This window comes from Duganella sp. AC917 (genome assembly GCF_979258245.1).
In genome coordinates this window covers 5,225,702-5,244,829 of record NZ_OZ409848.1, presented here as the reverse complement: position 1 = coordinate 5,244,829, position 19,128 = coordinate 5,225,702, and the positions used below count along the sequence as shown (strand labels likewise).

The following is a 19,128-nucleotide window of genomic DNA, read 5'->3' as shown; positions in this document are numbered from 1 at the left end:
AGCCGCGTCATTGAGGCCGGCCATCAGTGAGACCGGGCTTTACATCAAGCTGTGCCTCGACGGCCACGGCTTGATGCAGCTGGCCGAGATCCTGGTGACCGACCATTTGCGGACCGGAGCATTGATCGAGGTGCTGGCCGACAAGCGGCCGGCGCCGGTGCCGGTGTCACTGCTCTACCCCCATCACCGCTTTCTCTCGCCGGCGATGCGGGCGTTCACCGAGTGGACTACCGAGCTGTTCGGCAACGCCTCACCGGCGCGCGTGCACGATCGCTAGAACGCGCTCTTGACGACGCCGCCGTCGACGCGCAGCGCCGCGCCGGTGGTCGCCGACGCCAGCGGACTGGCCACGTAGGCCACGAGCGACGCCACTTCCTGCGGCGTACCGAAGCGCTTGATCAGCGAAGTCGGCCGCACATGATCGAAGAACTCCGCTTCGATCTGCTCGAAGCTCTTGTCGCTCGCACGGGCCATGTCTTCGACGAAGTCGCCGACGCCGCGCGATTTCGTCGGCCCGGGCAGCACGCTGTTGACCGTGATACCGGCGCCGGCGACCGATTCCGCCAGCCCGCGCGAGACGGCAAGTTGCGCGGTCTTGGTCATGCCGTAGTGGATCATTTCGGTGGGGATCTGCACCGCGCTTTCGCTCGAGATGAAAATGATGCGGCCCCAGTCGGCCCGTTTCATCGCGGGCAGCACCAGGCGCGCCAGCCGTACGCCGCTGAGCACATTGACGTCGAAGAATCGCAGCCAGTCCTCGTCAGGAATATCTTCGAAAGCCTTGGGCTCGAAGATGCCGAGGTTATTGACAAGGATGCTGATGCCCGGATAGCGCCGCACCACTTCCTTGGCCTCCTCCGCCAGGCTAAGGTCGCCGGCATAGCCGTACACCGTGCCCTGCGTTTCTTCCCGCATGCGGTTCACCGCGTCGTCGACGCCGGCCTGGGTCCTGCCGCTGACGATGACGCTGGCGCCTTCCCGCGCCAGGGTGGCGGCGATGGCGTAGCCGATGCCGGCCGTGCTTCCGCTGACCAGTGCCAGCTTGCCGTCGAGTTGTAAATCCATGTCGATTCTCCTTGGGTTGAGCCGTGTGCTGGCCGGCGCTATTTGGCGTCCACGAAGGCCACGATAGCCTCGATGGTCGCGTCGGGCGCTTCCTCCATCAGCCAGTGGCCGGCGTTGGGAATCACCTTTTCGGTCACGTTGGTGGCAGCGTTGCGCATGACGACCGCTTCATTGGCGCCGAACGATTTTTCACCGCCGATCGCCAGCACCGGCATGGCCAGCTTGGTTTTGACGGATTCCGTATTGTCTACCACATCCTTGCGGATCGACAGGAATTGGTTGAAGGCCGCTTGCATGGCGCCGGGCGCGGCGTAGAGTTTGGCGTAGTGCGCGCGGGTGCTTTCGTCGATCTTGTCCGGGTTGCCGGCGAACTCGTTCCAGAATCGGTCCAGGTAGATCCGTTCGCGGCCCTGCACCAGGCGCAACGCGTCCTTGCCGCCGAAGTCGAAGTGCCACAAGGCGGGGTTGCGGACGATTTGCTCCCATGGCGCGACGCCCGGCACCGGCGCATCCATCACCACCAGCTTGACGGTCTTGTCGCGATAGCGCGCGGCGTAGGCATAGGCCACCATGGTGCCGATGTCATGGCCGACGATGACGGCGCGGTCGATGCCCAGCGCATCGAGCACGGCGCGGATATCGCCGGCCTGGTTCTTCTTTTCATAGCCGGCCGCAGGCTTCGATGACAAGCCCATGCCGCGCAGGTCCGGCACGATCACGCGGTGTTTTTTGGCCAGCGCCATCGCCAGCGGCGTCCACATGTCGCCGGTGTCGCCAAAACCATGCAGCAGCACCACCGCCGGTCCGCTGCCCCCTTCACGCACGTGGAGAGTGGCCTCCGGCGTCTTGATGTCCTTGATTTTGAAGGTGGACGGATAGGCGAGCGGCGCGGCCCAGGCCGGGGTGAGTTGAAGGACGGCGGTCAGCGCGACGGCGCAGGCAAGGTGGAATCGCATGGTTGGCTCCTGTGGTGGAAAACACAGGATATCCAAACCGGCAGCTTTGCTAAACACACTATAGGGTGGAAATCTTCTATACAATCGAGGAAGAACGTTGCCAAATCATAACTAATTCCATGTGACATGAGAATACGCCTATTGCCCGGCGGTCTACGCGCGGTGCTGGCATGCTGCGCGCTGTATTTTTGCGCCTTGCCTGCGGCATATTCAGCGCAAGCCGTGTCATCGCCCCCGATCGATTTGCATCACACCAGCTGGAGCGCGCGCGACGGCGCGCCGGAATCGATCATCTCGATGACGCAGACCAGCGACGGCTGGCTGTGGCTGGGCGGGGCCGGCGGGCTGTATCGCTTCGACGGCATGCAGTTTGAGCAATTTGTACCGGTCAATGCCGCCTTGCCGGCCAAATACGTCAGCATTGTCAATGCGGCCCAGGACGGCGGACTGTGGATCGGCTATCGTGCCGGCGGTGTCAGCTACTTGCGGCAAGGGGCGATACGCAGTTACGGCGAACAGGATGGCCTGCCCGACCGCCCCGTCTGGGGGCTGGAGCACGATGGCGCCGGCCGGATGTGGGCGGCCACTGCGGTTGGCCTGTTCTACCTGGAAGGCGGCCGCTGGCATATGGCCGACGGCGCCTGGCAAGTGGCCGGCGGCGTCTATAAAACGCTGATGCGTGACCGCCATGGCGTGCTGTGGGCGCAGGGCGATGCGGGCGTATATTCGCTCAAGCCGGGCGAGACGCAGTTTGCCAGGTCGGCCGTCGACAGCGGCACCGGCGTGCTGTTCGAGCTCCCCGATGGCAACGTGCTCAGCTGGGATGCGCCGCATGCCCGGCTCCATCTGCTGACGGGGCCCAAGCGCAACAGCGTGTACCGCCGGTGGGGATCGCTGGGCGATCCCGGCAGTTTATTGATCGACCGCCACGGTGATCTGTGGGTGGGCCTGCTGGACGCATTGGAGTATCGCACGGCGCGCGAAACGGCCCGTGCGGCGTCGCCGCAGGGCTTGAGCGGGCGCGCCGTGCACGCCATTTTTGAAGATCGCGAAGGAAATATCTGGACGTCCACGTCTAGCGGCATCGACCGGTTTCGTCCCAAACGCGTGAGCCGGCTCGATGTGCCCGAAGCGGCCATCGGCGGCGCGCTGCTGGCCGATGGCCGGGGCGGCGTGTGGATCGGCAGGTATCACGCCCAGGCAAACGAGCGCGGCCAGGTGACGGCGACGTCCCGGCGGACGCTGGACGGCGCCGGCTGGGGCGGCCTGCTGTACAGCCTGGCCCGCACCGGCGATGGCGCGCTGTGGGGCGCCTCGTTCGGGACGTTGTGGCGTTTCCGGGGCGACGACAGCCGGACGGTGGACCTGCCCGGCGCAGTCGGTGGCGCGCGGGTGCGGGCGCTGCAGGCGGACCAGGATGACGGCCTGCTGGTGGCGCTGGCCCAACATGGCTTGTATCGCCGCAGTGGCCACGGTCAGTGGGAAAAAACTGGCATGCAGGGCGAGGTCAATGTCATGGCCCGGTCCGACGTCGCCGGACTCTGGCTCGGCTACCACCCGGGTCTGGTGGCCCACGCGCAAGGCGCGGCGTGGCGCAGCTACGGACCGGCGCAAGGATTGTCGCTGGGGCCCGTGATGGCGCTGCACCTGCATAAAAACCATGTGTGGGCTGGCGGCGAAAGCGGCCTGGCGCTGCTCGGGGCAAACCGGTTCAACCAGCTCGGCGGCGTCGATGGCGAGACCTTCCACGGCATTTCCGGCATCGCCGAGCTGGAAAACGGCGATCTTTGGGTGAATGCTTTTGCCGGCCTGTTCCGCATCCCGGCCACCGAAATCGCCAGGTTCGAGCAGACGCGCGGGTATCGCGTGCAGTATGAGCGGCTGGACCGGCAGGACGGGCTGGAAGGCAGCGCGCCCTACCTCGCGCCGACGCCATCGCTGGTGCTGGCCTCCGACGGGCGCCTGTGGGTTGCCCGTACCACCGGTCTGTTTCGCCTGGACCCTGCCGCGCAGTTGCCGTCCGCGCCCATGTTGCCGGTCACCATCAAGACGCTGGGGCCGCCCGGCAACGTCAGACCGCCGCTGCAGCCGATCCGCTTCGCCCCAGGCAGCGCCGCGCTGCAGATCGATTACACCAGTGTGGCGCTGTCGATGCCGGAACGCCTGCGCTTCCGATACCGCCTGGACGGCGTCGATGCGCAATGGCAGGAGGCCGGAACGCGCCGCAGCGCCTACTACAGCAATCTGGCGCCGGGACGGTATGATTTCAGCGTCACCGCGACAGACTACAACGGCCGCTGGACCGGCGCTGTTACCACGATGGGTTTTGAGATCGCACCCAAGGCGACGCAAACCTTGTGGTTCAAGGCGCTGTGCGTGCTGGCGTCGCTGGCGGCGCTCTACCTGGCGTACCGCTGGCGCATCGGTCGGCTGGGCAGGCAGCTGGCGGCCCGGCTGCAGGAGCGCGTCAATGAGCGCGAACGCATCGCCCGCGAGCTGCACGACACCCTGCTGCAATCGGTGCAGGCGCTGGTGCTGCACGTGCATGCCGCGACGCTGGAGTTGCCGGCGGCGGCCACGGCGCGGCTGCGGATCGAAAACGCGTTGCAGCAGGCCGACGAGGTGCTCAACGAGGGCCGCGAGCGCATTGCCGCGCTGCGCGGCGACGAGATCGGCAAGCCAAGTTTCGAGGATGCGGTGCGCGCTGCGGCGGCGCGTCTGCGGCATGGCGATGCGGCCCCGGTCCGCGTGACCGTTTCCGGCGCCGCCCGCCAACTCGACGCCACCGTCCATGTGGAGGCCCTGGCGATCGTCACCGAGGCGATGGCGAACGCTTACCGCCATGCCGGGGCGACCAGGATAGAGGTCGAAGTGCACTATGGCGGACGCGAATTCCGCTGTATCCTTAGCGACAACGGCATCGGCATGCCCGCCACGGTGTTCAGCCAGGGTGGCCGGCCGAACCATTGGGGCATGCGCGGGATGTACGAGCGCGCCGCCGGAATCAACGCCAGGCTGGCGCTGCACAGCGCTGAAGGCGGCGGCACCGCCTGGCGGCTGGAACTTCCCGCCACGCTCGCCTATGCCCGCTGGCATCGGGACCGCTGACCGGCCGGGCGAACAACGACAGGAGCATAGCCATGCAGAACGACCAGATCAGCATCGTGATCGCCGACGACCATCCCTTGCTGCGCAGCGGCATCATCGCGGTGCTGTCGGCCAACCCGCGCTTGCGCGTCGTGGCCGAGGCGGACGATGGCGACAGCGCCGTCGAACTGTACCGGCGCTGGCGCCCCGACGTCATCCTGATGGATTTGCAGATGCCGGGATTGAACGGCATCGAGGCGACTGCTGCGATACGCCAGATCGATCCCGAGGCCCGCGTCATCATCCTGACGACGTTCGACGGCGACGTGCAGGTGACGCGCGCGCTCAAGGCCGGCGCGACCGGCTATGTGCTGAAAAACACGGTCCGCACCGCCTTGAGCGACTACATCGTTTCCGTGCACGCCGGCCGGCGCCTGCTGCCGCCGCCGGTCGCGGCCAGCCTGGTCAACAGCTTCCAGCTCGATGCCTTGAGCAAGCGCGAGGTCGAGGTGCTGCGCCTGGTCAGTGGCGGCAATTCGAACCAGCGCGTGGCCGACCAACTGGGCTTGCGCGAAGACACCATCAAGACCCACATGAAAGCCATTTTGCAAAAGCTCGACGCGCGCGACCGCACCCATGCGGTGATGATCGCCGTGCGGCGCGGTTATTGGGAGAATTGAGCGGTTGCAACACACGATAGGGTGAAAAACAACCGGCCCCAGGGGGCAGTGACCGCGACCCCGCCCCGTCCTTATACTGTCTTTTTGCCATCGAGTGAAAGGACGGTACCGCCATGTACACCCGATTGAAATTGTTGTTGAGTTTGGTCCTGGCGGCGGGCGCCGCCCATGCCGCGCCGCCAGCCATGCAATCGGCCAGCAAACTTACCTTTGGCGACGCGCAAACCCTGTTCGTCGCCGACTGGAAGGGCGCGCGCATTTTCGCGCTGGCGCTGCCGGCGCCCGGCCGGCCGGCCGACAAGCCGTTCAATCTGATGGATGTGCAGGCGCCGATCGCCAAAGCGCTGCGGGTAGCGCCCAGCGCGCTGCGCTTCGAGGACATGGCCGTGCAACCTGGCGGCGAAGTGGCGTACGTCGCGCTGACCGTGCGGGGCGTGAAAGGCCCGGGCAAGCCGGCCATCGTCAGTATCGACGCCACGGGGCAAGTCCGGCCACTCGACCTGGCCAGGGTCTCGTCCTCGGCCGCCATCACCGATGCGCCGGCGGCACATATCGCCTTCTGGCGCGACCTACCCGCACAGACTTTGACCGTCACCGACATGCGCTACTACCAGAACCGGCTATATGTGGCCGGGCTGTCGAACCGCAGTTTCGCTTCCACCTTGCGGGTGTACGACTATCCGTTCAGCGGCAAGGCCAGCGCCACCACGGTGGAGATGTACCATCCGGTGCACAATCAGATTGAGACCCGCGCGCCGATCCGCAGCATGACGGTGATGACGATCGGCGGCGAACCCACGCTGGTCGCTGCCTATACGTGCACGCCGCTGGTGACCATCCCGCTCAAGGATCTGAAGGATGGCGCGCACATCGCCGCCCGCACGGTGGGGGAACTGGGCTGGGGCAGCGCGCCGAACGGCCTGGTGAGTTTCAGCACCGGCGGCCAGGACTATGCCTTGCTGGTCAATTCCAGCCGGTCGGCTGACCTGTTGAGCTCCGTCGATCTGGCCGCCGCCGCCGCCGCGCCGGGCCTGGACGCGCCGATCGAATGGCCGGGCAAAGCTTATCTCGGCGTCAAGGCGACGATGGCGCCGATGGCGGCGGTGATGCGGCTCGACAACCTCAATCCGCAATTGCTGCTGGCGCTGCGCCGCTCGGAGGCGGGCGGCGAAATGCAGTTGGTGTCGATTCCCAAGGGTGGTTACCTGCGGTTGAGCGACTTCGTCAACGAGTACGATTTTCCCGATTACCGTTATCCGGACGGCGACACATTCCGCGACTTCCACAAATATGCGCGCACCATCGAAGGCTATCCTGAACTGGCCCGCTAGCGCGGCGCTGCTGTTGCTGGCCCTGGCGCCGTGGCCGGTGCTGGCCGGCGCCAGGGTGACGCCTTCCGGGCCGGCGGTGGCGGAAAACCTGTTGCGGGTCGAATTGCATCTCGATCGGCCCCTGGCGGCGCCGCTGGACATGGGGCAGGTCGCGTTGCTCGATAGCGACGGTGCGCCGATTCGTGACGCTTTCCTCGACGTGCCGCTGCCGGACCGAAACGCAAGCGCCGTCACCCTGCTGCTGCATCCGGGCCGTATCAAAAGCGGCGTCGGCCCCAACGTCGCGCTGGGGCCGGCCTTGCATAGCGGCCAGTTCGTCACGCTGCGCATCGGCGATCCGCAAGTGGGCCGGCCGGTGGAACGACGCTGGCTGGTAACGGCGCCGCTGCGCCAGCGCATCGATCCTGGGCAGTGGGCGGTGCAGGCGCTGCGGCGTGGTGGCCGTCAGCCGCTGCGCGTGGTCTTTCCAGCCGCGCTGGACGGGGCTGCGGCGGCACAGATCGCCGTACAGGGCCCGGACGGGCGGCGCCTGCCGGGCGCGGCAACGCTCGCGGCCGGCGAGCGGGAATGGCGCTTCACGCCAACGCGGCGCTGGCGTCCCGGCGCCTACCTCCTGCGCATCCATCCAGGACTGGAAGACCCGCAGGGCAATCGACAATGTTCGGCCTTCGAGCAAGCCGGGCAGAGCGCCCAGCTGTGCCAGGATGAAGGCCGGGTGGCCTTTATGATCGATTGAGCCCGGGCGGCATGGCCGCGGTACAGCCAAGCTTCGTAGACCGCGTAACACACATTGGGCAGTGAGCTGCGCAACAACAAATTGTAAAATCTCCGAAAAGTTAATTCATATTAACGTCAAATCTATTTCCTTCATGTAACATTCGATGTCGCTGCGCATCTAACGTTTGTTAGCAGTCCTTCCATCCTTTTGCTCTCATACCATCATGTCCAATTTACGCGTCCGCACCCGGATCGCCATCGCCTTAGCGACGGTTGTCGTTCTTCTGCTTGCCATCAGCCTGCTGTCCATCATCAATTCGTCGCGCAACAGCGCGGCCATCGAGTCGACCCAAAGCAGCAACATCGGCTTGGTCAACGCCCAGAACGCCATGTGGGAGCTGCGTTTTGGCGTGGCCAACTTCATGACCGGCAGCGAAGAGGCGCGTAAAAAGATCCTTGGCGACGAGGCCAGGTGGTCGACTATGGTCAAGGAAAACCTGGACACGTATTCGCGCAAGCAGTTGACCACCGAAGAGCAGGCCAGCCTGGCCGAGCTGCGCGACACGTTCCAGAAGTACATGGAATCGCGTCCGAAATGGTTTGAGCTGTATTCCGCCGGCCAGACCGAGCAGGCCGCCGACTGGCGCGCGAAGTACACCAACAAGTTCGGCGGCGCCACCGTCAAGGGTTTCAAGAACTTGATCGAGCTGGAACAAAAGCGCCAGGAGACAAGTGTGGCGGCGATCGTCGATGCCAACGATAGCTACCGGCACCGCCTGATGGCCATCGTCGCGTTCGCGCTGGCGCTGGCCGGCGTCATCAGCGTCAAGGTCACGCGCTCGATCACCAACCCGCTCAAGCAGGCGCTGGATCTGGCCGAATCGGTCAGCCGTGGCGATCTGACGTGCGACCTGGCGAGCCGCTCCACCGACGAGGTAGGCCAGGTGATGCAAGCGCTGGAAAAGATGAACCTGAACCTGCGCGACATCGTTGCCGACGTGCGTTTCGGCACCGACGCGATCGCCACGGCGTCGGGCGAGATCGCCGCCGGCAACCAAGAACTGTCGCAGCGCACCGAGCAGCAATCGAGTTCGCTGCAAAGCACCGTGACGTCGATGGAGGAACTGACGGCCACCGTGCGCCAGAACGCCGACAACGCGCGCCAGGCCAACCAGTTGGCGATGTCCGCGTCAGAGGTGGTCGTCAAAGGCAACGCCGTGGTGTCCGAGGCGGTCAGCACGATGGCGTCGATCAACGATTCGTCCAGGAAGATTGTCGACATCATCAGCGTGATCGATGGCATCGCTTTCCAGACCAACATCCTGGCGCTCAACGCGGCGGTCGAAGCGGCGCGTGCCGGCGAACAAGGGCGCGGTTTCGCCGTCGTCGCCAGCGAGGTGCGCAATCTGGCGCAACGCTCGGCCAGCGCCGCCAAGGAAATTAAAATCCTGATCGGCGATTCGGTCGACAAGGTCGATACCGGCACCACCTTGGTCAACCAGGCCGGCGCCACGATGGATGAGATCCTGTCGAGCGTCCAACGGGTCACCGATATCATGGCCGAGATCATGTCCGCCACCAACGAGCAAAGCGCCGGCATCGAGCAGGTCAACCGGGCCGTCTCGCAGATCGATCAGGTCACCCAGCAAAACGCCGCGCTGGTCGAACAAGCGTCGGCCGCCGCCGCCGACTTGCAGGATCATGCCGCGCATCTGGCGCGCTCGGTGTCGCTGTTCAAACTCACCGGCGATGGCCGCCAGCCTGCCGCCCTGACCCAGCGCAAGCCGTTGAGCATCGGCTGAAGTTAATTCGGTCTCATGGGTGGGGCGCTGCATGCTGGGTGGGGCGAACTTCCGAGGTCGCTGGTAAACATCATTGCTCTACAATGCATGCATGCTCAACAACATTGGAACGTGATGAGAAACCTCTTGGGTCGTTTGGCGCGCAGCTTCCTCCTCCTGTCGTCGGTCACCGCCAGCTGGTGCGTGCAGGCGGAAAATCCGATCGTCCCCGGCTGGTATGCCGATCCCGAGCTCCGCATCTTCGCCGGGCAGTACTGGCTGTACCCGACCTACTCCGCCGACGGTGTCACGCCGGCCCGCGCCAGTACCTTCACGCCCGAACAGGCACGCATGCGCGGCCGCTCGGATCTGATCTGGGCGCCGTTTCTGAAACAAACTTTTTTGGACGCGTTTTCCTCGCCCGACCTGGTGCATTGGACCAGGCACCCGCGCGTGCTCGATGTGGAGAACGTCCGCTGGGCCGCTTACGCCGTCTGGGCGCCCTCTGCGGTTGAGCACAAGGGCAAGTACTACCTGTTCTTCGGCGCCAACGATATCAAAGCCACCGGCCAGCTCGGCGGCATCGGCGTGGCGGTGGCGGATCGTCCTGGCGGACCGTTCAAGGATGCGCTGGGCAAGCCGCTGATCGGCGCGATCCATAACGGCGCCCAGCCGATCGACCAGATGGTGTTCAAGGATGACGATGGGCAGTTCTACATGTACTACGGCGGCTGGCGGCACCTGAACGTGGTCAAGCTCGCGCCGGACCTGCTGAGCGTGGTGCCATTCGCGGACGGCACGACGTACAAGGAAATCACGCCGGACCCGGCCTATGTCGAAGGTCCGTTCATGACCAAGCGCAACGGCAAGTACTACCTGATGTGGTCGGAGGGCGAATGGACGGGGCCGGACTATAGCGTGGCGTACGCGATCAGCAATTCGCCGCACGGTCCCTTCAAGCGGATCGCCAAGATTCTCCAGCAGGACGGCAACGTGGCCACTGGCGCGGGGCACCACTCCATGCTCAACATTCCGGGCACCGACGACTGGTACATCGCCTATCACCGCCGGCCGTTGGGCGAGACGGATGGCAACCACCGCCAGGTGGCCATCGAGCGCCTGGAGTTCAATGCCGACGGCACGATCCGTCCGGTGACGTTGACGAAGGCCGGCGTAGCCGCGCGGCAACTCGCACCAGTCCCGCGTCGCGATTAATGCAGAGTGCCTAGCGCCGTCAGCAGGGCCTCCAGCCTGGTCATATCGACGGGTTTGACGAAATGATGGTCAAACCCGGCCTCGGTGGTTCCTTTGATGTCCTGATCCTGTCCGTAACCGGTGACGGCGATCAGGCACGACGACGCCAATTCCGGCAGCGAACGTAACTGCCGGGCTAGCTCGTTACCGTCCATATCAGGCAGGCCGATATCCAGCAGGAAAACCTTCGGTTGTTCACTCCGGGCACGCGCGAGCGCCGTCCGCGACTCGTGCTCGACAACCACATCGTGCGCCGACGTTTCGAGATACATCGCCAGCATGTTGGCGGCGTCGACATTGTCATCGACAACCATCACCTTGAGCCCGCCCGGGCGGATGTTCTGCAAATTGTCATTCGACAACGGCCGCTTCATGTCCGGCGCACTGTGCCGTCGAAGCTGGACCGTGAATTCGCTGCCGCGGCCCGGCCCATCACTCTTCGCCTCGATGCTGCCGTGATGCAGCTCCACCAGACTTTTGACGAGGGCCATGCCTATGCCCAGGCCGCCCTGCGAGCGGTCCGCTGTGCGCTGGGCCTGGCTGAACATTTCGAACACCCGGTCCAGAAACTCAGGTGCCATGCCGATGCCGTTATCCTTTACGGAAACCGTTACCAGTTCGGTATCGACTCGCACCTGCAAACCGATGACGCCGCCTTCCGGCGTGTATTTGGCTGCATTGTTCAGCAGGTTGGTGACGACCTGCACCAGCCGTTTGGTGTCGCCGAAGACAAGCGCGGCCTCGGGCGACACATCCACCGCGATGTGATGCCGTCGCGATTCAATCAGCGGTCCGACTTGCTCAACGGCATCTGCTACGACGTGCTTGATGTCCACCGGCTCAAACTCGAGCGTGATCAGCCCGCGCGTGACGCGCGAGACATCCAGCAAGTCGTCGATCAGGCTGGTCATGTGCTTCACCTGACGGGCGATAATTTCGCTGATCTGCACCAGGCGCGCCTCATCCATTCTGCCGAGATGCAGCAACCCCGCTGCCGCGCTAATCGGCGCGAGCGGATTCCTTAACTCATGCGCGAGCATCGCAAGAAACTCGTCTTTACGGCGGTTGCTGTCCTTGAGTTTTTCTTCGGCGACTTTTCGCGAGGTGATGTCGGCGGCGGAGCCGATCCACTCGACGATTTCGCCCTCGTTATCGAGGATGGGTACCGCCCTGGAATACGTCCATCCGACACCGCCGTCCACGCGGAGCACCCGATGCTCCAATTCGAAAACGCTTTTATTGCGGAGCGCTTCTTTAATGGTGTTCCGTACCAACACGTGATCCTCTGGCGGAACGTAATCTTCGATGCGATATTGGTCTACGGATGAGGTGTCGCGCAAAAAACCGCGTCCGTCGAGCTGATGCATATGCGACCAGTCCGCAGTCATCCGGTAGATCACTTCGCCGGATGCGTCCGTCAGCGCATTGAAGCGTCGCTCGCTTTCCCGTCGCCCTCGCTCCGATTCCACTTGTTTGGTGATATCGATCGCTTGATGTATGACGTGCGTCAACATGCCGTCCCGGCTGAACACTGGAGAATTGATCGGGCTCCAATACCGGGTTTCGAATGGCGCATCAACTCCGGGCCCGGTTGGTATGTCAAACCTCAACATTTCAACATGGTCGGCGCGTCCGGTCTGGATGACCTTTTCCAGCGAACGCTTCAATTTCGGCACCCCGCTAGCCCCGGGCTCCGAAGGATTAACCGGAAATGCATCGAACACATGCCGGCCCACGACACTCTCCCGGCTCCGTTCGGTTGCCTGCAAATAGGCCTCGTTGACGCCGACAATCATCAGATCGGTGTCAAGCATGAGATAGGCGCTTTGGGTCGCCGAAAAAATGGCTTCGAAGTCGAGAATATTTGAGTTTTCAGCAGGCATTCGCGTTAGCTCACCGTGTCGTGGATCGTAAATTGTAAACCGCCGGCATAAGTCTGCGCCGTACTTGCACAGATCCTGCCGGCGGGGGCATACCGCTTAGTTGACCAGCCCAGCCATTAACGTGGCCGCCAACGCGTCGATGCCATCCTGGTCGGGCGCGCTAGGGCTACGCCAGCCTATCACGCCATCCGGCCGCACGACTGTTGCGCCGGCACGCGGAACGCCGAAAATCTCATCGAACGGCTGGGATGGCGGAAACACCACGTCGCCACCGACGCGGACAGGCTGAAGCCGCAAATCGCCGGCAAGCGCCAGCCAGTCCGCGTTCTCCGAGATCAGCACGTATTCCTTGCCGAACAGATCGAGTGACGATATCCGTCGGCCAGCCCTGTCCAGCCACACGTGGGGTGCGCGGGTGCCGGGCTGTCCCGCCCATTGCGCCGGCGCGGCGGCGGCCGGCAACTCCGGTCCGGCGCCCGCCACCGCTGCGGAGCGAACCAGCTGGCCGAACTCCATTGCGTCGTTGCCGAACAGGGGTTCAGGAATGAAGCGCGCGCCCGCTCGGCCCGCATAGTCGGGCCGGGAAAACGTCTGCTGGTGACGCAGCCAGCCGATGGGCCGCCGTTCGGCGTCGTAAGTGTCGAGCAAGGCCGGCGCCGCCCGGCCCGCCAGTACACGCTTGAGTTTCCATGCCAGGTTCCAGACGTCGTCGATGCCTGTGTTGGCGCCAAAACCGCCGCGCGTGGGTGGCAGTTGATGCGCCGCGTCGCCGGCCAGGAAAACGCGGCCCTGGCGATAGGTATCGGCGATGCGGCCCGCCATTTCCCATCGTCCCGTCGTGATGATGTCGAACGCCAGATCCGCGCCCAGGGCCCGGCGGATCGCCAGTTGCAGTTCGTGCTCGGTGCGCTCGTCGTCGCCATCCAGCATCAGCACCCAGCGGCTGTCGCCGTAGGTGGTGAGGAAGGCGCGGAAACCCTCCTGCTCGATGGAGAATTGCTGCGCGCCACGCTGCAGGAAGGCGTCCGCCGCCGGGCAATGAAACAGTACGCTGCGCAGCACGCCTAGATGCCCGACGCCGCTTCGGGTGATGCCGAGCTGTTCCCTGACGGCGCTGTTGGCGCCGTCGGCGGCAATCAGGTAGTCGGCGCGGATGTCGTATTCCCGGCCGTCGGTACGGTCGCGGACGTGCGCCAGCACGCCGTTCTGGTTCGATTCAAAACCGGTGAGCTCGGTGCTGGTGCGCAGATCGGCGCCCCGCTCGCACGCGGCGGCCCGCAGTATCGGCTCGAGCCGGTCCTGCGCGATGGCCGCGCCGGTGCAGGGAGATTGCTCCAGCGGGCGAACCGGCGCTTCGCCGGGCGTCCACGCCTGCTCGCTTTTCCATTCGCCGACCAGGCTATCGACGGTGACGCGCCGTAAGCGTGTGCCGGCCGGCACTTGCGGAATCTGATCGGCGATGCCGACGGCGCGGTAATGCTCGATGGTTGTTTCGGTAAAGCCGAGCGCTCGGGGATGGGGTGAACTGCCCGGGTGTTTGTCGATGACGATGTGGGCGACACCGTGCCACGAGAGGAATAACGAGGCGGAAAGTCCGACTAGGGACCCGCCGACGACGAGGATGGGAGTATGCAACATGGGAACGACCTTTCTTGCCAATGGCTGACCAAGGACGTGGGTCGATTCCGCAAGAACGCCGCCACTGCCGTGGGATGGCAGTGACAAGTCAAAAAAGTTCCACGAGAAATCGGCGCACGTCCGCTCTCGTCGTGGTCCTCAGCCCTTGCGGCTGAGAAAATTATTACTCCTGGTTGGGAGTTGGCCGGGGCTCACCACGCCGGCCCACCTTTTTCGACATCAAAAGTGTAGCATGAATCAAGGCCCGCCCCTCCCGCCGACGGCGCCGAACACCTGGCCGCTGGAATAGCTCGATTCATTGGACGCCAGCAGCACGTAGATGCCCGCCAGTTCGGCCGGCTGTCCGGGACGCTTCATCGGCGTGTCGGCGCCGAATTCCGGCAACTTGTCCGCCGGCTGGCCGCCGGTCACCTGCAACGGCGTCCAGAACGGTCCCGGCGCCACCGCGTTCACGCGGATGCCTTTCGGCGCCAGCTGCTTGGCCAGACCCTTGGTGAAAATCATGATCGCGCCCTTGGTGGCGGCGTAGTCGAGCAGGTTCTCGCTCGGCTCATAGGCGTTGACCGACGAGGTGTTGATGATGGTCGCGCCCGCCTTGAGCAGCGGCACGGCCGCCTTGGTGATCCAGAACATCGCGTAGACATTGGTCTTGAAGGTTTCGTCGAACTGCGCGGTGGTCATGTCGAGGATGGAGTCGCGCGAGAACTGGCGGGCGGCATTGTTGACCAGAATGTCCAGGCCGCCCAGCTCGCGCGCGGCGTCGGCCACCAGCTTTTTGCAAAAGGCTTCATCCTTGATGTCGCCGGGAATGGCGACCGCCTTGCGGCCCTCGGCGCGGATCAGCGCCACCACCTCGCGGGCGTCGGCTTCCTCGGCAGGCAGATAGTTGATGGCAACGTCGGCGCCCTCGCGCGCGAAGGCGATGGCGGCCGCGCGGCCGATGCCGGAGTCGCCGCCGGTCAGCAACGCCTTGCGGCCCTTGAGCCGCCCCGATCCCTTGTAGCTGGTTTCCCCATGGTCCGGACGCGGGTTCATTTTGCTGGTCAGGCCCGGCCACGGCTGTTGCTGCTTGGGGAACGGCGGCGCCGGGTACGCGGTCACGGGGTCTTTCGGCGGCATGTCGGCGCCGCTGGCGCTACCGCTGGCGTTACCGCTTTGTGCGCGTGCCGGCGCCAGGGCGGCGCCCATCAGGCCGGTGGCGGCGGCGCCGACCAGCGCGCGGCGCGAGGAGTTGGGAGTAGTCATCGTCGATCCTTTCTCATTGGTGAGTAGCCATCTTTCGTGCTTTTTTGGCTGCGGACTGTGCGGAACTTCGCATACAGCCGCAGCATCAAAAAGTATCCTGACAACCCACTTTAAAAAAGGAGAACGCCATGCCAACCGGTGCCAGTCCAAAGCGCGAGCGCGAGTACAAAAAGATCGAGCGGAAGTTCAAGAAAGAGGGCCGTTACAAAGGCCGGGAGGAGGAGGTCGCGTCGCGCATCGTCAACAAACAGCGTTCGGAAGCCGGCGAGACCAAGAAACATACCCACAAACCGCCCAGCCGCTCGGCTTCCCGGCGCAAGAGCAGCAGCGCGCGATCGAGCTCACGCCGCAGCAAATGAGGCCGCTGCCGCAACCAAGCTCGCTCAAGGAGCAGATGGGCAATATCCTGGAGGAAGCCCGCATGGTATTGCCCGGCGTGCAGGCCTTGTTCGGTTTCCAGACGATGGCGGTGTTCAATCAGCGGTTCGACGACATGGCCGGCGCCACCCAGGCGGTGCATATCGTCGCGCTGCTGTCGGTGGTGGTCGCGATCGCCATGGTGATGATGCCGGCCGCCTGGCATCGCATCGTCGAGCCGCATCAAGTGTCGGCCACGACGGTCTCGCTGGCGTCTAAGATGATCTGCTGCGCGTTGTTCCCGCTGGCTGTCGGATTGACGCTGGATATCTATGTGGTGTTGCTGTTGGTGAGCGAGTCGGGGCCGTTGAGTATTTCCGTGGCCGCGCTGACGCTGCTTATATTAGTATGCTTGTGGTTCCTGATTCCGTCGTTGTGGCGCAAGAGGAAAAAACGCTGACTCCGGCACTTATGAGCGGTCCTGCGCCGCCCTGGCATCCTGCGCCCGCGCGCTGTCCGGCTTCAACAGCAGCAACTGCTCCTCCATCACCCGGAACTCCAGCGGGTTGTCCATATGGCTCACTTCGCCATCGAGGGCCACTTTGATCTGGCGGCGCCGTGCCAACCGGCGCCCCTTCACCTTCACCTGCATCTGCGTGAAGCTGAAGGTGGTCAGTTCGTCGCGCTGGTTCAGCCGGCCCATGCGGCCCAGCGCGCCATGCAGCAGCAACCACAGCATGCCGAGTTTGCCCCGCGTGCGCGGCGCCACCGCCGCCAGCCGGCCGTCTTCCAGCGCCGCGCTCATCGGTGGAATGCCGATCTGTTCCATTTGCAGTCGATTGTTGCCAATGAAGAATGTGGCGGTGCGCAGCCGTTGCAGTTGGCCGTCGATTTGCAGCACCAGACGCAGGCGGCGATGCGGACTCAACACGGTTTTCAGCGCCGACAGCGCCGCCACCAGCCGGCTGCGGCCGAACTGCTTCTTGTCCTGCTCGCGCTCTTCCAGCATCTTCGGATACAAGCCGATGCTGGCGTTGACCAAAAACACGCGGTCGTTGACCATGCCGACCTGCACCGGATGCAGACGCGCGGCCAGCAGCGCGTGCACCGCCTCGCTCAGGTCTTCCGGGATGCCGTGGGCACGGCCGAAATAATTGAACGTGCCTTGCGGCAGCACGCCAAACGCGCAGCCGTGCGTGATCGCCTGGCGCGCCACCGCGTTGATGGTGCCGTCGCCGCCGGCCGCCACCAGCACGCCGCCGGCGTCGGCCGCTTGCCTGGCAAGCTGGCCGGCGATCTGGTCGATGGTGTCCGGCTGATCAATGATGGTCAATTCGAACTGCCGGCCGGCGGCACGCAGCACCGATTCGATGGTCGCGCGCCGTTCCTCGGTCTCCGAATGGCCGGAGCCGGCGTTAAGCGCAATGAAAAAGCGGGAGTCGGGCGAAATAACGGTAGGTGGCATGGGCGAGGTCGGTTGGTCCATCATCACCGGCGCGGTGCGGCAAGCCATTGTATCCTTGGCATCACCGCTTTATGTGCTCGTTAGCACACAGACACGAACTCTTCCGCTATTCTCGCCCGAATGCCCTCTCGTTACAGCGCCGGATGCAGCCCGCGAACCGGGCTTACCGCTTCCAGCAGCGATGCGACGTGCAGGATGGTCGATTCCGCCTGCCACTTGCCGACGACCTGGATGTTGATCGGCAGCCCTCCGCTGCTGGTGCCGAAACGCATCGCCAGGCCCGGCAAACCGGTGACGTTGAGCGGCACCGTCGCGCCCTGCAGATAGGTGGCGTCCACCGTCTGGCCGTCGATGACGAAGCTTTCCACGCCGTGCTTGTGCGCCGGGATCGGCAGCACGTGCGTGATCAAGGCGTCGTAGCGCGAGAAATAATCGGCATAGCCGTCGCGCAAGCGCTCGGCAGCCTGCTCGGCCTCGAGGTAGTCCTTCATCGAGGTGTCGGGCAACGACAGCATGGTCTTGGCCATTTTGTAGAGTTCGTCCTGGCTGCGGCCCGCCGTGGCCGCAGCGAACGCCGGCTTCATTTCCATCACGTGCAGCTTATTGAACACATCGAGGGCGAAATCGCGCTCCAGCGCCGGAATGCCGACGTGTTCGACAAAAATGCCGATGTCCTGCAGCGCCTTGGCCGCCGCCTTGACCGTTGCCGCCACCTCGGGATCGACCGGACCAAAGCCCGGGCCGACCATCCAGCCGACCCGCAGCGGACGCGACGGCGGATTGCCGAGCCCGGCGTCGAACTGTGTGGTGCTGCTGGAGAACGCATCCTTGCCGTCCGGCCCGGCCAGTTGCGAGAAGGCCAGCGCGATGTCGCGCACCGAGCGCGCCATCGGCCCCACATGCCAGAAGCGGCGCGGCGCGCGCGGCCAGATGCCGGTCATCGGCACGCGGCCGTGGGTTGCTTTCATCGATGTGATGCCGGTCTGGGCGGCAGGTCCGCGCACGGAGATCGCGAGGTCGGTGCCCAGCCCGAGCGGCGACATGCCCGCCGCGATGGCCGCCGATTCGCCACCGCTGGAGCCGCCAGGGGTGCGGGTCAGGTCCCACGGGTTGTTTGAGGCGCCGGAGAGCAGGTTGTCGCTCTCGATCCAATAGGAGAACTCCGGCAGGTTGGTCTTCGCCAGCAGGATGCCGCCGGCCGATTTCATGCGCGCCACGCTGGTGGCGTCCGCGTCGGGAACGCGGCCTTTGAAGATCGGCGAGCCGCGCTGGGTGGCCACGCCGGCGGTGTCGATCGAATCCTTCACCGTGAAGGGTACGCCGTGCAGCGGACCCAGCTCGGCGCCCGACAGCACCGCCGCCTCCGCCGCCTTGGCGGACCGGAGCGCGTCCTCGGCAACCGTGACAATCGCGTTGACCCGGGGATTGACGGCCTCGATGCGGTCGATGTGCGCTTGCATGACCTCGACAGGCGAGACTTCCTTGGTGCGGATGAGTTCGGCGAGTTTGGTGGCGTCTTGGTAAAAGAGTTCGGTATTCATAGTCGGCCTTTCGATGATGGTGGTCGTAGGAAAACGCTGGTTTGGGCTGGTTAATTGATCTAACTAACGTTCGTTAGGCTGGAAGATATACGCTATAATCGACTTCGTCAACACTGTTCGAGGAAAAA

General features: G+C 64.5%; 16 protein-coding genes. 9 read left to right on the top strand and 7 right to left on the bottom strand.

Annotated features, from left to right (window positions below; all coding sequences use genetic code 11):
* Positions 1 to 10: 10 nt before the first annotated feature.
* Positions 11 to 277: a LysR substrate-binding domain-containing protein gene (locus ACZ0BA_RS22870; RefSeq protein WP_463453460.1), complete on the top strand. Its 267-nt coding sequence runs from the start codon at positions 11 to 13 to the stop codon at positions 275 to 277.
* Here ACZ0BA_RS22870 and ACZ0BA_RS22865 read toward each other — a convergent pair.
* Both ACZ0BA_RS22865 and ACZ0BA_RS22860 read right to left on the bottom strand, forming a co-directional pair.
* A complete protein-coding gene (locus tag ACZ0BA_RS22865; protein ID WP_463453459.1) occupies positions 274 to 1,065 on the bottom strand; it encodes an SDR family NAD(P)-dependent oxidoreductase in 792 nt (263 codons plus the stop codon). The genes ACZ0BA_RS22870 and ACZ0BA_RS22865 overlap by 4 nt on opposite strands.
* Positions 1,066 to 1,103: 38 nt before the next feature.
* On the bottom strand, positions 1,104 to 2,021 hold the full coding sequence (locus ACZ0BA_RS22860; protein ID WP_463453458.1) for an alpha/beta fold hydrolase: 918 nt from the start codon (positions 2,019 to 2,021) through the stop codon (positions 1,104 to 1,106).
* A 222-nt stretch (positions 2,022 to 2,243) separates the two neighbouring features.
* On the opposite strand from ACZ0BA_RS22860, the gene ACZ0BA_RS22855 reads away from it, so the two are divergent.
* The 6 genes from ACZ0BA_RS22855 to ACZ0BA_RS22830 all read left to right on the top strand — a co-directional run bounded on the left by ACZ0BA_RS22855 (position 2,244) and on the right by ACZ0BA_RS22830 (position 10,832).
* On the top strand, positions 2,244 to 5,129 hold the full coding sequence (locus tag ACZ0BA_RS22855; RefSeq protein ID WP_463453457.1) for a sensor histidine kinase: 2,886 nt from the start codon (positions 2,244 to 2,246) through the stop codon (positions 5,127 to 5,129).
* A 32-nt stretch (positions 5,130 to 5,161) separates the two neighbouring features.
* Positions 5,162 to 5,788, top strand: coding sequence for a response regulator (locus tag ACZ0BA_RS22850; protein ID WP_463453456.1), 627 nt, complete (start codon positions 5,162 to 5,164; stop codon positions 5,786 to 5,788).
* A gap of 113 nt (positions 5,789 to 5,901) precedes the next feature.
* Positions 5,902 to 7,119 carry a hypothetical protein gene (locus tag ACZ0BA_RS22845; protein WP_463453455.1) on the top strand — a complete coding sequence of 406 codons (1,218 nt, stop codon included), beginning with the start codon at positions 5,902 to 5,904 and terminating at the stop codon, positions 7,117 to 7,119.
* Positions 7,079 to 7,855, top strand: a complete 777-nt coding sequence (locus ACZ0BA_RS22840) for a hypothetical protein (protein ID WP_463453454.1) — start codon at positions 7,079 to 7,081, stop codon at positions 7,853 to 7,855. The genes ACZ0BA_RS22845 and ACZ0BA_RS22840 overlap by 41 nt, the downstream gene beginning before the upstream one ends.
* A gap of 205 nt (positions 7,856 to 8,060) precedes the next feature.
* The gene (locus ACZ0BA_RS22835; RefSeq protein WP_463453453.1) at positions 8,061 to 9,638 is read left to right on the top strand and encodes a methyl-accepting chemotaxis protein; all 1,578 of its coding nucleotides are present in this window, start codon (positions 8,061 to 8,063) and stop codon (positions 9,636 to 9,638) included.
* 114 nt (positions 9,639 to 9,752) lie between these two features.
* On the top strand, positions 9,753 to 10,832 hold the full coding sequence (locus tag ACZ0BA_RS22830; RefSeq protein WP_463453452.1) for a glycoside hydrolase family 43 protein: 1,080 nt from the start codon (positions 9,753 to 9,755) through the stop codon (positions 10,830 to 10,832).
* On the opposite strand, the gene ACZ0BA_RS22825 is transcribed toward ACZ0BA_RS22830, so the two are convergent.
* The 3 genes from ACZ0BA_RS22825 to ACZ0BA_RS22815 form a co-directional block, all read right to left on the bottom strand.
* On the bottom strand, positions 10,829 to 12,754 hold the full coding sequence (locus ACZ0BA_RS22825) for a hybrid sensor histidine kinase/response regulator (protein WP_463453451.1): 1,926 nt from the start codon (positions 12,752 to 12,754) through the stop codon (positions 10,829 to 10,831). The two genes, ACZ0BA_RS22830 and ACZ0BA_RS22825, sit on opposite strands and share 4 nt — an antisense overlap.
* A 96-nt stretch (positions 12,755 to 12,850) precedes the next feature.
* Positions 12,851 to 14,392, bottom strand: coding sequence for an FAD-dependent monooxygenase (locus ACZ0BA_RS22820; protein ID WP_463453450.1), 1,542 nt, complete (start codon positions 14,390 to 14,392; stop codon positions 12,851 to 12,853).
* A gap of 237 nt (positions 14,393 to 14,629) precedes the next feature.
* Positions 14,630 to 15,637, bottom strand: a complete 1,008-nt coding sequence (locus ACZ0BA_RS22815) for an SDR family oxidoreductase (protein ID WP_463453449.1) — start codon at positions 15,635 to 15,637, stop codon at positions 14,630 to 14,632.
* Between the two features lie 128 nt (positions 15,638 to 15,765).
* Between ACZ0BA_RS22815 and ACZ0BA_RS22810 the strand changes: the two genes are divergently transcribed.
* A complete protein-coding gene (locus tag ACZ0BA_RS22810; RefSeq protein ID WP_463453448.1) occupies positions 15,766 to 15,996 on the top strand; it encodes a hypothetical protein in 231 nt (76 codons plus the stop codon).
* On the top strand, positions 15,993 to 16,454 hold the full coding sequence (locus ACZ0BA_RS22805; protein WP_463453447.1) for a DUF6328 family protein: 462 nt from the start codon (positions 15,993 to 15,995) through the stop codon (positions 16,452 to 16,454). Before ACZ0BA_RS22810 ends, ACZ0BA_RS22805 begins: the two co-directional genes overlap by 4 nt.
* A 9-nt stretch (positions 16,455 to 16,463) precedes the next feature.
* Here ACZ0BA_RS22805 and ACZ0BA_RS22800 read toward each other — a convergent pair whose 3' ends face one another.
* Both ACZ0BA_RS22800 and ACZ0BA_RS22795 read right to left on the bottom strand, forming a co-directional pair.
* A complete protein-coding gene (locus ACZ0BA_RS22800) occupies positions 16,464 to 17,507 on the bottom strand; it encodes a diacylglycerol/lipid kinase family protein (RefSeq protein ID WP_463453446.1) in 1,044 nt (347 codons plus the stop codon).
* An 83-nt stretch (positions 17,508 to 17,590) separates the two neighbouring features.
* A complete protein-coding gene (locus tag ACZ0BA_RS22795) occupies positions 17,591 to 19,000 on the bottom strand; it encodes an amidase (protein ID WP_463453445.1) in 1,410 nt (469 codons plus the stop codon).
* Positions 19,001 to 19,128: the final 128 nt, after the last annotated feature.

Excerpts from the sequence above, each read along its gene's own strand:
- ACZ0BA_RS22865 (WP_463453459.1), bottom strand. The coding sequence starts at position 1,065 with ATGGATTTACAACTCGACGGCAAGCTGGCACTGGTCAGCGGAAGCACG.
- ACZ0BA_RS22860 (WP_463453458.1), bottom strand. The coding sequence starts at position 2,021 with ATGCGATTCCACCTTGCCTGCGCCGTCGCGCTGACCGCCGTCCTTCAA.
- ACZ0BA_RS22850 (WP_463453456.1), top strand. The coding sequence starts at position 5,162 with ATGCAGAACGACCAGATCAGCATCGTGATCGCCGACGACCATCCCTTG.
- ACZ0BA_RS22845 (WP_463453455.1), top strand. The coding sequence starts at position 5,902 with ATGTACACCCGATTGAAATTGTTGTTGAGTTTGGTCCTGGCGGCGGGC.
- ACZ0BA_RS22840 (WP_463453454.1), top strand. The coding sequence starts at position 7,079 with ATGCGCGCACCATCGAAGGCTATCCTGAACTGGCCCGCTAGCGCGGCG.
- ACZ0BA_RS22835 (WP_463453453.1), top strand. The coding sequence starts at position 8,061 with ATGTCCAATTTACGCGTCCGCACCCGGATCGCCATCGCCTTAGCGACG.
- ACZ0BA_RS22830 (WP_463453452.1), top strand. The coding sequence starts at position 9,753 with ATGAGAAACCTCTTGGGTCGTTTGGCGCGCAGCTTCCTCCTCCTGTCG.
- ACZ0BA_RS22825 (WP_463453451.1), bottom strand. The coding sequence starts at position 12,754 with ATGCCTGCTGAAAACTCAAATATTCTCGACTTCGAAGCCATTTTTTCG.
- ACZ0BA_RS22820 (WP_463453450.1), bottom strand. The coding sequence starts at position 14,392 with ATGTTGCATACTCCCATCCTCGTCGTCGGCGGGTCCCTAGTCGGACTT.
- ACZ0BA_RS22815 (WP_463453449.1), bottom strand. The coding sequence starts at position 15,637 with ATGACTACTCCCAACTCCTCGCGCCGCGCGCTGGTCGGCGCCGCCGCC.
- ACZ0BA_RS22810 (WP_463453448.1), top strand. The coding sequence starts at position 15,766 with ATGCCAACCGGTGCCAGTCCAAAGCGCGAGCGCGAGTACAAAAAGATC.
- ACZ0BA_RS22805 (WP_463453447.1), top strand. The coding sequence starts at position 15,993 with ATGAGGCCGCTGCCGCAACCAAGCTCGCTCAAGGAGCAGATGGGCAAT.
- ACZ0BA_RS22800 (WP_463453446.1), bottom strand. The coding sequence starts at position 17,507 with ATGGCTTGCCGCACCGCGCCGGTGATGATGGACCAACCGACCTCGCCC.
- ACZ0BA_RS22795 (WP_463453445.1), bottom strand. The coding sequence starts at position 19,000 with ATGAATACCGAACTCTTTTACCAAGACGCCACCAAACTCGCCGAACTC.